Genomic DNA, 14,637 nt, shown 5'->3' with positions numbered 1-14,637 from the left:
CCACCCGCGCCCCCGCACGGTCAGCACGCGCTGACCGTCAGCTCTCGCGACCCGGCCGCCGGTCCCCGGCAGCCGGGTCGCGGTGTTCCGCGGCGATCCCGAACCGCCGCCGTTCGCCCGGAGCGGACGGGAGCTGTCGCACGGTGGAGACCGTGCTGATCACCTGCTCGTCCTCCGCACCCTGCGCACCCCGCCCCAGCTCCTCAAGAAGCTCCAGGTCAGCGGCGGATACCAGCGCCACCAGCGGTTTGCCGTGCCGGGTGACGACCACCCGCTCACCGCCGTAGACAACGCGGTTGATCAGATCCGCCAGCTCCGCCCGGGCTTGCGTCACCGGAATTTCGTAGGCCATGTTCCTAGCCTATGTAATGTCCACCGGGTCCGCCGTGGTCCGTGGCGACAGCGAATATCCAGGTCAGAGCTTCTCGCGTGCTCCCGTGCGCTCTCGTCTGTGAGAAATGTGTGAGACGAGGTGAGACGAAAGCTATCTGGTCGCACTGCATCCTGGCAGGTCTCCGGCGCGGCGGAACGCCCCGCTCCGACCAGCCCTGCGCAGAACTCCGGCCAGGTGGGTGCCTGGCAACCGCGCGACCCGCTGGGCGACACTGAGGGCATGACCGTGCAGTCTCCTTCGTTTCCGGTGCCGAACGCGTTCGAGGTGTTGTGTGCGCAGTACGCACAGCGGCTACCCGCGCAGCTGGAGGATCTGAGCGGTCCAGTCCACGGCACGGTTGACCTGCCGCTTCACGTGGTCTGGTCGGGCCGCCGCTCCTACGGACTGGAGCAGCCGCGCTCTCGGATGGGCCTGTACCGCACCGTCCTGGCCGAAGGGCAGCGCCAGGACCTGGTCGACTTCCTGAATCGGGATCTGCTCCTCGCGCGGTGGCCCGTGCTGCGCACGCTGATCAGCCGCCCGATCAGGGACGTGTGGGAGTCCGCTTTCCCCGAGCTCACCACCGCGACAGCCGCGACGGCCGCGTGAACCTGACAGATCTGCATCGCCGGCTCCTGGCTGATGTCCTCGCTATCGGCACCCCCTACCGCTCGTAATTACCGGCGGGTACGCCGTGCAGGCCCACGGTCTGGTCGACCGGCTCTCCCAGGACCTGGACGTGGCCACCGAGAGCCCGGCTCCCATCGACGAGATCGTCCGCACGGTCGGCGACGGCCTCGCCGAGCGTGGCTGGGGCGTCCGGCACATCGAGTCCAGTCCGCTGTCGGGCCGACTCATCGCTACCGACCCCGCCACGGGCGAGGAGTGCGAGGTCGACGTCCTCAAGGAGGCGTTCTGGGCGCCGCCGACGATCACCGAGTACGGTCCGGTTCTCTCGCTGGACGACGTGATCGGCACCAAGGTCCGCGCGCTCGCGGACCGCGGCGCGGTCCGCGACCTCATCGACGTCCACGCCGCGACCCGGCACCGCTCCACCGCCGACCTGGACAGCCTCGGCCGGCGCCATGCGCGCTTCGAGTTCAGCCTCACGCCCTGCGCGACCGCCTCGCCGGCGCCGAGTGGTGGGATGACCGGGACTTCGCCGACTACGGCCTGACCCCTGAACAGGTAGCGGACCTGCGCGCTTGGGCCCTGGCCTGGGCCGAAGACCTCGAACCCGCCCCTACGCCGGGGACGACCCGGACGACAACTGACTTCCCCGCGCGATGTGTTGCTCTGCGGGCTCCCTTCCGCCGCGCCGGCAGGGGTGCGGTGCTCGGCGGTCGTGCAGGGCGATGATGGGAAGACGTTGTGGCAGCTGTGGCCGGGGAAGTCATCGGGGGCCGACAATCCAGCTGACGCCCCGGCGGCCTCCTAGGACCCCGGTCGGACTCGCGGGCGTGTGCGCTTGTTCGACGTGCGTTCCGCTCAGGTGGGAGGTGCGATGGAAACTCGGCCATAGCTACTGGGTACGGCCCGTCAGGTAGACCGGACTGCATGTTGGTGACGGGGATATGCGAATCTCCCCACCCGCTGCTCGGGGTGTCCTCGGAGTTGCTCGCCTTGGATCCCCAAGCAAACCCGCGCTGACCTGCTGAGCCACTGTTGTCCGTGGTGCTGGAACGATGAGGTGCCACGCAGCGCCCGAGGGCGTTGCGTGGCACACCAGTGTTCTTCTCGGGAGGCGGGTCAGCCGGGCAGGTCGCCGGTGTAGCGGTAGATCGCGCCGGCTGCGTTGACTCCCCAGACGGTGCCGTCGGCGCCTACGCCGATGTCGGACAGCGAGCCGGGGATGTTGAGCCAGGGGTTGGCGGGGGTGGTGTCGCTGTAGGTGTAGTGGTAGATCGCGTCGCCGGGGTCGCAGCCCCAGACAGCGGTGCGGGAGCCGACGTCGATTGCTTTGAGGGAGCCGTTGAGGCCCTTCCAGTTGTTGGCGTCCCGATCGCCGGTGTAGCGGTAGACCTGGTTGGCTGCGTTGCAGCCCCAGACCGTGCCGTCGGCGCCCGCGCCGATGTCGGACAGCGACCCGGGGATGTTGAGCCAGGGGTTGGAGGGGTTCGCGTCGCTGTTGCTGTAGCGGTAGATCGCACCGGCGGGGTCGACGCCCCAGACGTTGGTCCTGGAGCCCACCGTGATCCGCACCAGCGAGCCGTTGATCTTCTTCCAGTTGTTGCTGTCCTGATCGCCGGTGTAGCGGTAGACCTCATGGGCTGCGTTGCAGCCCCAGACCGTGCCGTCGGCGGCCGCGCCGATGTCGGACAGGTTCCCGGGGATATTGATCCACGGGTTGGCGTCGTTGTTGGTGTAGCGGTAGATCGCACCAGCGGCGTTGACGCCCCAGACGTTGGTCCGGGATCCCACCGCGATCCGCGTCAGTGACCCGCCGATGTGCTTCCAGTCGGCCATGCTGCTGGCCCCTTTCCAGCTCGGGTACTGTTCGCCCGCACGCTGCCCGAGCCGGAACGATTCACCGTTAAAGCATATTTAAAGGGCGATCGGGTGAATTGGCCCAATATGGAGGTTTGCCCGAGAGTCAGCCGCTCCGTGCTGCTCTCACCCTGTTGGCCCAACCATCGAGCTGACGCGATCGCAGTCACCCGTGCGGCCGCTTGACATCGAAGCGATCGACAGGGCACAGAAAAATGGCCAGCATCCTGATCGACAGCTTGCCGCTCACGGAACCTCCCCAGTTCGTTGAGAACCGGACCGAGCGAGGCGGAGAGCATCTCTGGTCGTTTTCAAGGATCCCCATCATTGGAGAGTCGAGTTTTACTGGGGAAGCCCCCCACGCAGGCTTTGCTGCGGCCCGCCCCTTGCACGGCCGGCACGATGTCCACCGTTACCGTGTGCCACCGGCGCCTGCCTTCCCAGCCCGAAGTCCCACTGAGGCCACCCCGTTTGCCTGGCCCATCTTCAGCAAGAATCGGTCAAGGGCCGCTGTCACAGAACATCGACACCAAACTTGAGCCGCCGGTTGCGACCCGCACGACCACGTGTCAAGCGAGGAAAGAGCGGCGGCCAGTGCGGGCGAATCGCTACGCGTTTGGGCGGGCTGCGAGGTAGCCGGCCCAGCCGTCATTGGCGAGGGCGGTCCATCTGTCGACGGTTGCATGGTGGATCCCTAGCAGGTCAGCGACGACGCTCGGGGGGAGGCTGGTCACTGCTTCGATCATGGCTGTGTTGCGTGCGGCACGGACAGGCAGTCCTTGCTCTCGCAGCTGCTTCATGAGCGTGTCGATGTCGCAGGGGTTTCCGGGGACCGTTCCGGGGAGCAGGTAGCGGTCCGAGGCTCCGAGTTCACGGTTGAGGCTGTTGGTGGTGCTGCGGTGGGTGACCTGCTCTTCGATGAGTCGTGCGAGCTTAGGCGGTAGCAGGACGGGGCGGCGCCCGAACGTGAGGTAGGCCCTCACAGTGGAATTGGCTGGTGGCGAGTTCGACGATGCGGCTGACCGGCAGTGCGTACAGGCAGATCAGGGCGCCGGCGATGCACAGCTCGCGTGGCAGGGTTTCGTCGTTGAGGCAGCGTCGGAGCTGCTGCTGGTAATCGGCCTCTCCTCGCGGCCGCAGCAGGAGGCACAAAGGTCATGGCCCTCGGAGGATGCCCGTCTTCGCGGCGGGCGACGATCTGGTCGTCCCGGCCGCAACGCGCGCAGGTGCGGAACCGTGTGCGGGCCAGACACCATCCGCAACACCGGCCCTGCGGCGAGCGAGAGAGTGCTGTCCGGACACATATCGAGTGCGGCCGGCTGGAGTACGGCCAGGACCCATGCCCTGAGCCGGCAGCGACACGCCCTGCCACAGGGCCTTGCGCCGGACGGCTATCCCCTAAGCAGGGCTTCGGCGTAGTCGGCGAGCATCCGTTTCGTGACCACTTGCAGTGAAGGGAGTGCGAGCGGACGGTTCCTGTCTCATGTCCATTGCGCCTCGGTGGCCTGCGTCTCCGCGCACCGTGGGGCGGAGCCAGCCGACGGTGCCGGGGAATGGCCCCTGCGTGGCTGAAGAGACGGGTGCAGATGCGGACGACGCTCGTGCATGGGATGAGCGGCTGGGCTGGGCGTTCGGGCTGATAGCAGATTATCCGGCTGCGAGGAGTGCGGCACGCGCTGGCCGCACTCCTCGACCTGACCGCGGGCGCGGTGGCGGACCGACAGCGCACCCCGCGCTATGGCGACCTGGCGCAACCTCGCGGTCGGCGCCCGGCGAATGAACGGCGCGAAGAACATCGCCTCCGGCCGTCGCCGCAATGCGCGTGACGCCCGCCGACCCCTCACACTCCTCGGCCTCGCCTGAGCACGAAGTGGACCTCACTCGACTACGCCGAAGCCCTGAGGGCTGTCGCAGAAATAACTTCAGGCTTTGATCTCGGTCAGGCGGGCTGTCTCGCGAGGTCATCGAGTGGAACGGCGCTTCGGCGTTCGTGAGTTATTTTCCGACGGCTCCCTGGGCCCGCTCAGGGGTCGACCGGGACCGGCGCATGCGGTCTCGGCGTTCTCTCAGGCCGAGACCGAGAGGTAACGCCGCCTCAGATGGTCGGGGTGTCGTCAACAACCGGCCTGTGAATCTCAACGACCGGCTTCCACCCCGTGGAGAACTCGATGAAGTCCGCACGGGTGGGGTAGGTGTCGACCGCGCGACGGTCACGCTTGGGGCTGTCGCTCCCCTTGCGCCCCCGGGGAATCTGCTCCTCGAAGATGTCGACCTTCACGTCGGGAACCTCCTTGAGGCCCTGGCGCCAGATCTGCACGACGTCGGCGCCGAAGGCTTGCCGGGCTGCAGCGTAAAGGGCCGTGAGGGCCCCCTTGTCCCCACTAGGGACGAAAAGTGCCAGGTCCAGCACGACACCGGCGGACTGGAGGACCTCGATGGTCACCGAGCCGTTCTCGTCGGCCAAGTAGATTCCGGCTTCATTCTCGTCGTCGGGAAGGCAGGAGACCTCTTCCTGGAATACGGTTCTCGCCGTGACCGAGCCGCCCTCGAAATTCTCACCGGGCTTGGTCAGAAAAGCAGGGACATAGCAGTCGGGAAGCTTGAGTTCTGCCGTGTCGGCGGAAACGAAGAGCCTGTCTTTCACGCCGAGCTTCGCCACCTCTTCCATCGAGAGGCGGCGAGCGGCGATCTTCTCCGTGTTCACGATTTCCCTTTCAGGTTGCATTGTCCCTCGAACGAGGACGCTACCACGAAACCCTGAGGTCAACTGCCCAGCAATCTTTGGGTAAATGGCCTTCGATGACCTGCACGGGAGGATACCGAAGCGAGTGCCACTCGGCCGGGAACACGCATCCGCCAGGCAGTGTCCCTCGCCGTGCTGTTGGGGATCAACTGGCGGCTGCATTTCGGTGCGTTGGGTAGTGCGGAGGAACCAAAAGAGAGCTTACGGCAGATATCACCCATATCACCTTCGGGAGGTGGCGGCGCGGTAAGGCGATCCATTCATCGTGCATCTCGAAGAGCGCAGCGGAAACCAACCGGATGGTCCGACAACGCAACAACGGAGACCCGGGCACAAATAGAGGAGCGCTGTGGAGCACCGGCTTATCCGTGAGGTCGAGGAAGCGCTGGGGTGGAGCGGCCCCGAGCCGCTGGGCGAGCAGTTCGTCCGTGGGCGCATCGCTCACCCGGATGTGCTGGAGCGGTTGCTAACAGCCAACCGGCTGTTCGACCAGGCAACCGTCTTCGACCGACCATGGAGGTCGCCTGCCGGGCCATGGCCGGCGGACTGGTCCCGCGAGGTCGAGGTCTTCCGCCGAGACCTCGACCGCTGGGGCGGGCGCCCCAGCGTCCAGCGCGCCCAGCAGCAGGAGCCGGCCGAAGCCGCCCGTGCCCTGATCGACTCCCGCGGCCCCGCCGGCTTCCTTGCGGCCCGCGAACAAGCCGCCGCCCCGGGCCGCCACGTTCCCTTCCTGGACATCTTCGGCCCACTACAGGCAGCCGTGTGCATCACCGAATTCCCGCCGCAGATCACCGAGCACGACGAGAGCGTCAACGTGCTGGCCGGCGGGTAGAAGCTCACCTTCACCGCCAAGGCTCTGCCCGCCCTCCGACTCCTGCTGAGCGGTCATCCCGTACACCTGGCCCATGCGGCCACTGCGGTCGGCGCGGAGGTCGAAGAACTGGCGACGATCTTGACGGATGAGGAGCTGTGCGCGCCCCTGACCATCGAGTTGTCCTCGGGCTACACCGATCTCGTCACGAATGCGGCCTGCTGACCGCCGCCCTCGACCTAGGCATCACCCGGATCGACACCAGCTTCAACTACCGGGATTTCACTTCCCATTCCACCCTGTCGCGACTCGGCAGCGGCCTCCTGGCCCGGTATTCCCTCTCCACGAAGGTCGGCTTCTTCCCTCGCCACGGCGGCACCGCAGAGCACTCCCTCGATGCCGCCCGCCTGCGGCAGGCGCTGGAGCAGACCAACCGGGATCTGCGCCGGGCTCCGGATCTGGTCTTCCTGCACCACCCCGAGCGCTCCCTCCCCGGCACTCCGAGGGGTGCGCGGGAGAAGCTGGGGGCGGCGTCCGGAGTACTGGAGGACTCTGTGGCGCGGGGTCTGTCCGGGGCGTGGGGTATCGCGTCGTGGGATCCGGCGCCGCCGGCCGCCGTCGTGGACGGTGCGCTGCCCGCCCGGCCCGTCCTCATGGTCCCGCCGGCCTGCTGGCCGGCATCGCCACACTGGATGCCGCGCAGACGCTGGCCGAGCAGTGGCAGTTGGGCATGGAGGCGCGAGGGGGCATGAGCCCCTTCGGCGGCAGTACGAACAGTGCGGTGTGGGAGGCGGTGAACGGCCGTATGTTCCCGCAGCCTGAGCGGGAATTCCCCCACAGCGAGGCAGCGTCCAGGCCCCTGGGTGCCATGCCCCAGTCCTCCCAGTCGGGGTGGTCTGGCCGGTCAGGGCGTCCAGGGACCTGTTCAGCTGCCCCCACCAGGCGTCGGCGAGCTGCGGGTCGATGGTGAGGGTTCCCCCGGGCTTTACCGGGGCGCCGGGAAGCAGGGTCGTCTCATCCGCCCGCCACATCGCCTCGTCTGATGCATCCCGCCACGCGACGCCGGCCAGCCACCGCGGCATAGCGACGCCCTCCAGCGCTGCCGCGGCCTCCGTGCCGCTCCACCCCTGGCCGTCGATCCGCGCCAAAGGCCGGCGCTCCAACCGCACCCAGGTCCCGCGGTCCGTGCGCGCGCCGACCGAGCGACGCTTGCGCACCGCACTCCCCCGCTCCAAACGAACGTTCAAAGACCGCTCGACCCGGTCGAGCACCTCGTCGACCGGTCGGCAGGCAGATCGACAGCAGAAGGGGAAGAAGCCATAGCCATGTTGAGGAGCGGAGCGATCCCGGTTTCCGTGGAGGTATCTGCCTAGCGTGGTCCGCGACAGATAGCGCACCGCAGTGGACCGACCGGAACTTCCGCCGATTCCTCGGCATCGCCCCCCAGATCCACGACTGGACTACCGGGCACGCTGACCTGCACTGGGCGAACGTCACCCACGCCCCGCTGGTTGTCCTCGACTGGGGCCTGCTGCCGGTCGGCTACGACGTCGGCCTCCTCCATGCCCACACCCTCACTGCGCCCGCGACCGCGGCCCGGCTGCGGCAGGAGTTCGCCGGGGTTCTGACCACTCCCGCGGGCCGGGCCAGGGAACTCGCCGCGCTGGGTCAGCTCCTCCAGGCGTGCACCAGAGGCGTGCACCCCCACCTCACCCCGCTCCTCACGCAACGCGCCGAACACCTCACCGGCACCCCGTCCACGCCCTCACCACGGTTGCGCTCGGAGGGGAACAGCGGGGCACCGGGTCGAGTGCGGTCGTCGTCGAACTGGCCCCGGACGTCCTTGATGAACCACCGCAGCATGCGGTCGGCGCCGTTGATCAGCGGCACCATCCACTCGCGCGGGCCCGAGCCGCGGGCGCCCTCGCCGTGACGCACATGGAGCTTGCCGAAGGGACCAGGTCCCACTTGATGTCGACCAGGTTGAGTTTGCATGCCTCGCCCGCCCTGAGTCCGACCTGCGACATCAGATTCGATGCGGTGCAGTTCCGCGCGGGGGGGGCGAACTTGCGGCAGGTCGCCATCTCGCCGCCCCAGCCGGTGAACAGCGCCTGACCTCCGGCTCGGTCGGCGGGATCCACAGGGCAGCGTCCTTGTCTCCCCGCGGGCGGTTCATCTCGTCGATCGGGCACTCGACGACCCGCCCAGTCTTCCGATGGATCTCGACCTTGTGCCGCAGTTCCAGCAATAGATATGTGAGATGTCCACCCTCGGAGAACAGCAAAAATGGCCTCTGGCCTGGGCATTTGACTTGATCACTAGAATCGGGTCCCATTCTAACTGGACGTACATCCTGTACATTTTTTACAGAGAGAGGAGCAGGCCCATGCTGCGACCGATGGCCCGCTATGTCCTTCCCGAGTTCACCGAGCGCACGTCCCAGGGGACGCGCACCATGGACCCGTATTCCAAGCTGCTCAGTGAGCGCATCATCTTCCTGGGCACCCCGGTCGACGACGCCTCCGCCAACGATGTGATGGCGCAGTTCATCCACCTCGAACACGCCGCGCCCGAACAGGACATCGCGCTCTACATCAACTCCCCCGGCGGCTCGTTCACGGCGATGACCGCCATCTACGACACGATGCGCTTCGTGTCGTGCGATGTGCAGACCATCTGCCTGGGGCAGGCCGCCTCCGCCGCCGCGGTACTGCTGGCCGCCGGCACCCCCGGAAAGCGGCTGGCCCTGCCCGGCGCCCGGATCCTGATCCACCAGCCGTCGTTCCACGAGCCCGTCCAGGGCCAGGCCACCGATCTCCAGATCGAGGCCGAGGAGTTGCTGCGCACCCGCGACATGCTGGAGCGGATGCTGGCGGAGCACACCGGACAGCCCCGGGAACGGATCGCCGCCGATATCGAGCGCGACAAGATCTTCGACGCCGAAGCCGCCCAGGAATACGGCCTGATCGACGGGCTCACCCGTCAGCGCAAGCAGTCCGTCCCCCAACTCGGCGCACGGTGAGCCCGGATGCCGCTGCCGGAACTGCCGCCGCTGCCCGCCCTGACGCGCGCCGAGGGTGAGCTGATCGACCGTTACCTGGAGGTGCTCGACCTGCTGGGCAGGATCAACCCGGCCCGGGGCGGCGACACCTACACCGGACTGCGGGCCGCCCAGGCGCTGGTCGGCAAGGCCGCCGGACTGCGCGACGCGCTGACGCTGATGCACGACCGGGGTGAGAGCGAACTGCACCGCGAGACCTTGACCCGGGCGCTCCGGGTGCTGGAGGGCGAGCGCCGGGCCGGGCTCGTGACGATGCCGCCGGCCACGGAGAGTTGACGCGACACGCACACGGGGCTGCGCATACGGCGTAGCGTCCGGGCCCGATGTGAGGAGGCGACGAATTGCGCGGGGAAACGCAATTCCTTGGACCTCTGATGTTTCGCCCCTGGTCCAGGGGGTGCGGCGCCCCGCGCCATGGCACTTGAGGGAACAAAAGTAACCATTCAGGCGAAGTGTGACGCATGTCACATACGGCATTTTCAGCTCGGAATTCTGGTGGCGGGTGCGTGACGATCCCTTCGACGGCAAGACCCCGCCACAGCGACGGGGCGGTCCGGACGGGCGCCTAATCCCGCCGCCGTACCGGATGTCAGGTCGACGTTGTGGACCGGCGGGAGCGGAGGACCCGAGCAGGACGGGGTCCCGGCCTCAGGGCCGAGACTCCTTGGGGTGAAGCCGTACGCACGGCCGGGCATCTTCGCCTGCCCGAACCCGACAGGTCTTCCTTCGCAGGCGGCTGACGAAGGGTTTGCGCATGACTGTGCGCATGCAGACGCCAAATCTGCTGGCGCGTGCCGGCACCGTCACCGCTCTGACGCTGGTCACCCTGGGCGGGACGACCGTCGCCCCAGGAGAGGCCGGGAACGCCGAAGCCGCCTCCGTGTCCGCCTACGCGCTGCGGATCGCGGCCTCCAAGAGCGGCGCGCCCTACCAGTACGGCGCCCAAGGGCCGTACCGCTTCGACTGTTCGGGGCTGACGATGTACTCGTTCAAGCGCGCCGGGCGGGCCCTGCCCCGTACCGCCGCCGCGCAGTACGTCCGCACCCGGCATCTCCCGGCCTCCCTGCGCAGACGCGGTGACCTGGTCTTCTTCCGTTCCGCACGCGGCATTTACCACGTCGGCATCTATGCCGGCCGGGGCCGGATGTGGCATGCCCCCAAGGCCGGAAGCGTGGTGCGGCTGGAACGGATCTGGAGCGGCGCGGTGTCCTACGGACGGGTGGGCTGACCGGCATTTCGTCTCACATGTGATCAATTGTCGGTGGGATTGGCCCACTTGGCCGGTGGAGACGACGGACCGCACCCATCCGCGGATCACCAGGGCGCTGCGGTGGGCGCCGAGGTGCTGATCGTGCCGTACGGCGGCCGCGGTTGACCGCGTGCCGGGGGCCGCCGTTCAGGTCAGCACGACCTCGACGAGCAGGATGCCACCCAGTGTGGTGAGCAGCATTCCGGTGACGGCTTCCAGGGCGCGGGTGACCCGGGGGCGGCGCAGCCAGCTGCCCAGGCGGTCGACCAGCAGCGCGACGGCGGGGAACCACACCAGCGCCAGCGCGACGACCATGGTCGCGAGCAGCAGCGTGCGGGGCAGCGCGGGCTCGCCGGCCGGGACGAACTGCGGGAGCAGACTGAGGAAGAGGACCGGGGCCTTGGGGTTGAGGGCATTGGTCAGGAAGCCCTGGCGCAGGCTCCGTGCGGTGCCCAGGAGCGCGGGCGGGTGATCGGCCTGGGGCGCGGACGGGCCGGTCGCGGCGTCCTCGGGCGCCTTCCGGTGCTGGACGACCGCGAGCAGCGCGCCGACCCCCAGGTACAACAGATAGAGCCCGCCGAGGAGTTGGACGGCGCCGAACAGCGCGGGCACGGCGACCAGCACGGCCGCGAGCCCGGCGACCGCCAGTGCGGTGTGCACCAGCAGCCCGCCCGCCACTCCGACCGCGGCCGCCACCCCCGCCCGGCGCGAGTCGAGCGCGTGGCGCACCACGACCGCGAAGTCCGCGCCCGGCATGGCGACCATGCCCGCGGCGACTCCGGTGAAGGCGATCAGCTGTCCGTCCATGGGAGCAGTTTCGCTGGTCAGAGCCTTTAATGGGGAGTGGCAATGTTCTTGGGGAGCCTAAAGAGGTTCTTATGTACGACCCCACGCGGCTGGCCGCCCTGGTGGCGGTGGCGGAGGCCGGTTCGATCAGCAGAGCCGCCGACCGGCTGGGCTACACCGCGCCCGCGCTCTCCCAGCAGCTCGCCAAGCTGGAGCGGGAGGCGGGGACCGCGCTGCTGGTGCGCCACCACCGCGGGGCACGGCTGACGGCGGCCGGTGAGCTGCTGCTCGTACGGGCCCGGCGGGTGCTCGACGAGCTGGATCAGGCGCGGCACGAGCTGTCCCGGCTGACGGGGCTTTCCGGCGGCGTGCTGCGGGTCGGCACGTTCATGACCGCCGGGACGCATCTGCTGCCGCCCGCGCTCAGCGCGTTCCGGCGGGCGCACCCCGATGTGGAGCTGAGCGTCACGGAGTACGTACCTCCGCAGGCCACCGCCGCGGTGGCGCTGGGCGAGGTCGATCTGGCGCTGACGCACGAGTATGTGCCGGGCGAGGCGATGCCGCCGCCGGAGGGGGTGCGGCTCGAACCGCTGCTGACCGAGGAACTGGTGCTGGTCACCGCGCCGGGCCATGCCCTGTCGGCGGGCGCCGGCCGCCTGCCGCTCGCCGAGCTGGCCGGTCAGCCGCTGGTCAGCATGGCGCCGGCCAACCCCAACCGGCGTGCCGTGGAGGCGGTACTGGCGGCCGCCGGGGCGAGTGTGGCGGTGCGCTGCGAGTCCCCGAGCTATGCGGTGGTCGGTGCGCTGGTGAGCGCGGGGCTCGGGGTGGCGGTGGTCCCGGAGATGATGGCGGAGGGCTCGGTGACCCCGCTGGGCGTCCGCCGGCTGGACCCGCCGGAGCTGCGCCGCCGGATCTCGGTGGCCTACCGCCCCGGCGGCGGGGCCCCGGCCGCGGACACCTTGCGCGCCCTGTTGCGCGGGGCCTTCGCCCGTCACGCCCCCGCGTCGTAGCCCGACGGGTCGCCGGGTGCGGCGGAGGTCTTCAGCGGACGGCGTTCGGCCACGGCACGGTGATCCAGACGGTCTTCCCGCCGGACTCGGTGGGGACGACCGAGAGCCGGCCGCCGGCTTCCGCGGCGAGGCAGCGGATGATGACCAGGCCGCGGCCGTTGTCCTGCTGGACGGCGGCGGGCAGCCGGCGCGGGCGGCGGGGATGGCTGTCGGTGATGCCGACCCGCAGCTGTTCGTCGCGCTCCAGCCGCAGCTCGACAGTGAAGTCCGGCGACCGGCCGAAGGTGTGCACGACAGCGTTGGTGGCGAGTTCGGAGATGATCAGACGGAGGGAGTCGGCGAGCGCGGAGTCGTCGGGCAGGCCCCATTCGGCGAGCACGGCGAGGGTGTGGCTGCGGGCGGTGCGGACCGAGGCGGGGGCGCTCGGCAGAGTCAGTGAGGATGCTTGGTGGTCTGCCATCGAGGCGCCGTCCCTTTCCCACCGAGGCCCGGCTCCGGTGCGCACCGGGGCCGGGATGCCGCTCCGGACACCGGTGCGGCCTCGGGCTTCTGCTGGGCGCCAGACTGCCACTCCGGCCGGCGATGAGATACCCGATCCACCCACATATACGGAGCCCTATCGCTCGTTGCGGTGAACTCTGCCACGCGAGACCGGATTTGGGCGGACCGCACCAGCGGGTTCCGGATGCCCGGAGCGGGGCAGGTGTCGGCCGCCGGCCCCGGGCCGGAACGTCGTACGCGTCAGGCCGTCGGCGCCGTGGCCACGATCGTGCCCACCGCCGTGTCGAGCTGGGCGTCCGTCAGATCCGCGCGGGCCGTGAGCCGCAGCCGGGAGATCCCGTCGGGCACGGACGGCGGCCGGAAGCAGCCGACCGCGAGTCCGGCCGCGCGGCAGTCGGCGGCCCAGCGGACCGCCGCCTCCGGCGAGGGGGCGCGGACCGAGACGACCGCGGCGTCCGGCCGGACCGCGGCCAGCCCCGCCGCGGTGAGCCGGTCGTGCAGCTCCCGTGCCACCTGGCCGGCCCGGGCGGCGCGCTGCGGTTCACGGCGCAGCAGCTGGAGCGCGGCCAGCGCGCCGCCGGCCGCGGCCGGGGCGAGTCCGGTGTCGAAGATGAACGACCGGGCGGTGTTGACCAGGTGCTCGATGACCCGGGCCGGGCCGAGCACCGCACCGCCCTGGGAGCCGAGGGACTTGGAGAGCGTCACGGTGGTCACCACATCGCCGTCACCGGCGAGCCCGGCGGCCCACAGCGCGCCGCGGCCCCCTTCACCCAGGACGCCCAGGCCGTGCGCGTCATCGACGAGCAGTGCGGCGCCCGCGGCCCGGCAGGCGCCGGCGAGCGCGGGGAGCGGCGCGGCGTCGCCGTCGACCGAGAACACCGCGTCGGTCACGGCGAGCGCCCGGCCGTCGTGGCCGGTCAGCGCCGCGCGCACGGCCTCGGGGTCGGCGTGCGGGGCCACTTCGGTACGGGCCCGGGAGAGCCGGCAGCCGTCGATGAGGGAGGCGTGGTTGCCCGCGTCGGAGACGACCAGGGTGCCGGGGGCGGTGAGCGCGGTGATGGCGGCGAGGTTCGCGGCATAACCGGACGACAGCACCAAAGCGGCCTCGAAGCCGCAGAACGCGGCGAGTTCCGCCTCCAGCCGGGCGTGCAGCTCGGTGCTGCCGGTGACCAGCCGGGAGCCGGTGGCGCCGGCGCCCCAGCGGTGCGCGGCGGCGGCCGCACCGCGCGTGACCTCGGGGTGCCGGGCGAGTCCGAGATAGTCGTTGCTGGCCAGATCGAGCAGCGGGGAGTCGGCGGGGCGGGGGCGCAGCGTGCGGACCAGACCGGCACGATGGCGTGCGGCGCGGGCCGTGTCGATCCAGTCGAACGCCGCGTCGTACGCCGGCCGGGAGGCCGCGGCGGGGGGCTCGCCGGGGGTCGCCGGCGCGGTGTCGTGGAGCAGCGACGGGGCGGAGTCCTGCGGCATCGGCGTCCTTCGTCTGTCGGCCTCGATTGTCGGCTGTCGATAGACGTTAGCGGTCGTTCCGCACGCTCACGGTGTGGTGATACACACACCTCGATCGGAGCTCGTTGTGGAGATCCTCCTTGGCCGGAGGCGGTGGCGTACGCCAGGAT

At 69.7% G+C, this 14,637-nt stretch carries 12 protein-coding genes, 3 pseudogenes and 1 riboswitch; of the genes and pseudogenes, 8 read left to right on the top strand and 7 right to left on the bottom strand.

Annotation, left to right across the window (positions count from 1 at the left end; translation table 11 throughout):
- Positions 1 to 37: 37 nt before the first annotated feature.
- Positions 38 to 352, bottom strand: a complete 315-nt coding sequence (locus ACFWJW_RS16690; RefSeq protein WP_387240948.1) for a type II toxin-antitoxin system Phd/YefM family antitoxin — start codon at positions 350 to 352, stop codon at positions 38 to 40.
- Positions 353 to 613: 261 nt separating this feature from the next.
- Here ACFWJW_RS16690 and ACFWJW_RS16685 point away from each other — a divergent pair, with 261 nt between their 5' ends.
- On the top strand, positions 614 to 982 hold the full coding sequence (locus ACFWJW_RS16685; RefSeq protein ID WP_387240945.1) for a hypothetical protein: 369 nt from the start codon (positions 614 to 616) through the stop codon (positions 980 to 982).
- A pseudogene (locus ACFWJW_RS16680) lies at positions 979 to 1,647 on the top strand (nucleotidyl transferase AbiEii/AbiGii toxin family protein). The gene ACFWJW_RS16685 and the pseudogene ACFWJW_RS16680 overlap by 4 nt, the downstream one beginning before the upstream one ends.
- A 475-nt stretch (positions 1,648 to 2,122) precedes the next feature.
- On the opposite strand, the gene ACFWJW_RS16675 reads toward ACFWJW_RS16680, so the two are convergent.
- Both ACFWJW_RS16675 and ACFWJW_RS16670 read right to left on the bottom strand, forming a co-directional pair.
- The gene (locus ACFWJW_RS16675; protein ID WP_387240942.1) at positions 2,123 to 2,839 is read right to left on the bottom strand and encodes a tectonin domain-containing protein; all 717 of its coding nucleotides are present in this window, start codon (positions 2,837 to 2,839) and stop codon (positions 2,123 to 2,125) included.
- A gap of 2,116 nt (positions 2,840 to 4,955) precedes the next feature.
- Positions 4,956 to 5,564, bottom strand: coding sequence for a hypothetical protein (locus ACFWJW_RS16670; protein ID WP_387240939.1), 609 nt, complete (start codon positions 5,562 to 5,564; stop codon positions 4,956 to 4,958).
- A gap of 574 nt (positions 5,565 to 6,138) precedes the next feature.
- Between ACFWJW_RS16670 and ACFWJW_RS16665 the strand changes: the two are divergent.
- Together ACFWJW_RS16665 and ACFWJW_RS16660 are read left to right on the top strand one after the other, a co-directional pair.
- Positions 6,139 to 6,639: pseudogene (locus ACFWJW_RS16665) on the top strand (cupin); the annotation flags it as partial.
- On the top strand, positions 6,573 to 7,166 hold the full coding sequence (locus ACFWJW_RS16660; RefSeq protein ID WP_387240936.1) for an aldo/keto reductase: 594 nt from the start codon (positions 6,573 to 6,575) through the stop codon (positions 7,164 to 7,166). The pseudogene ACFWJW_RS16665 and the gene ACFWJW_RS16660, both read left to right, overlap by 67 nt.
- A gap of 73 nt (positions 7,167 to 7,239) precedes the next feature.
- Here ACFWJW_RS16660 and ACFWJW_RS16655 read toward each other — a convergent pair.
- Positions 7,240 to 7,685, bottom strand: a pseudogene (locus tag ACFWJW_RS16655) (hypothetical protein); the annotation flags it as partial.
- Between the two features lie 1,115 nt (positions 7,686 to 8,800).
- On the opposite strand from ACFWJW_RS16655, the gene ACFWJW_RS16650 reads away from it, so the two are divergent.
- The 3 genes from ACFWJW_RS16650 to ACFWJW_RS16640 all read left to right on the top strand — a co-directional run bounded on the left by ACFWJW_RS16650 (position 8,801) and on the right by ACFWJW_RS16640 (position 10,703).
- Positions 8,801 to 9,436 carry an ATP-dependent Clp protease proteolytic subunit gene (locus ACFWJW_RS16650; protein ID WP_387240933.1) on the top strand — a complete coding sequence of 212 codons (636 nt, stop codon included), beginning with the start codon at positions 8,801 to 8,803 and terminating at the stop codon, positions 9,434 to 9,436.
- Between the two features lie 6 nt (positions 9,437 to 9,442).
- Complete coding sequence (locus ACFWJW_RS16645; protein ID WP_387240930.1) at positions 9,443 to 9,751, top strand: hypothetical protein; 309 nt, start codon at positions 9,443 to 9,445, stop codon at positions 9,749 to 9,751.
- A 276-nt stretch (positions 9,752 to 10,027) separates the two neighbouring features.
- Positions 10,028 to 10,225, top strand: a riboswitch (cyclic di-AMP (ydaO/yuaA leader).
- Positions 10,226 to 10,229: 4 nt separating this feature from the next.
- Entirely contained in the window at positions 10,230 to 10,703 is a 474-nt protein-coding gene (locus tag ACFWJW_RS16640) for a C40 family peptidase (protein ID WP_387240927.1), read from the top strand.
- Between the two features lie 168 nt (positions 10,704 to 10,871).
- Here the strand turns inward: ACFWJW_RS16640 and ACFWJW_RS16635 are convergent, their stop codons facing one another.
- A complete protein-coding gene (locus ACFWJW_RS16635; protein ID WP_387240924.1) occupies positions 10,872 to 11,531 on the bottom strand; it encodes a LysE family translocator in 660 nt (219 codons plus the stop codon).
- A 71-nt stretch (positions 11,532 to 11,602) separates the two neighbouring features.
- Between ACFWJW_RS16635 and ACFWJW_RS16630 the strand changes: the two genes are divergently transcribed.
- Entirely contained in the window at positions 11,603 to 12,520 is a 918-nt protein-coding gene (locus ACFWJW_RS16630) for a LysR family transcriptional regulator (protein ID WP_387240921.1), read from the top strand.
- A gap of 31 nt (positions 12,521 to 12,551) precedes the next feature.
- Here ACFWJW_RS16630 and ACFWJW_RS16625 read toward each other — a convergent pair whose 3' ends face one another.
- On the bottom strand, positions 12,552 to 12,980 hold the full coding sequence (locus tag ACFWJW_RS16625; protein ID WP_387240918.1) for an ATP-binding protein: 429 nt from the start codon (positions 12,978 to 12,980) through the stop codon (positions 12,552 to 12,554).
- 281 nt (positions 12,981 to 13,261) lie between these two features.
- Positions 13,262 to 14,488 (bottom strand): 8-amino-7-oxononanoate synthase, encoded by a 1,227-nt coding sequence (locus ACFWJW_RS16620; RefSeq protein WP_387240915.1) that lies wholly within the window; start codon positions 14,486 to 14,488, stop codon positions 13,262 to 13,264.
- Between the last annotated feature and the right edge of the window lie 149 nt (positions 14,489 to 14,637).

The sequence above is a fragment of the Streptomyces sp. NPDC127097 genome, from assembly GCF_042724075.1.
GTDB lineage: Bacteria > Actinomycetota > Actinomycetes > Streptomycetales > Streptomycetaceae > Streptomyces.
The sequence above is the reverse complement of the archived record's forward strand: the minus strand, read 5'-3'. Positions and strand labels throughout refer to the sequence as shown.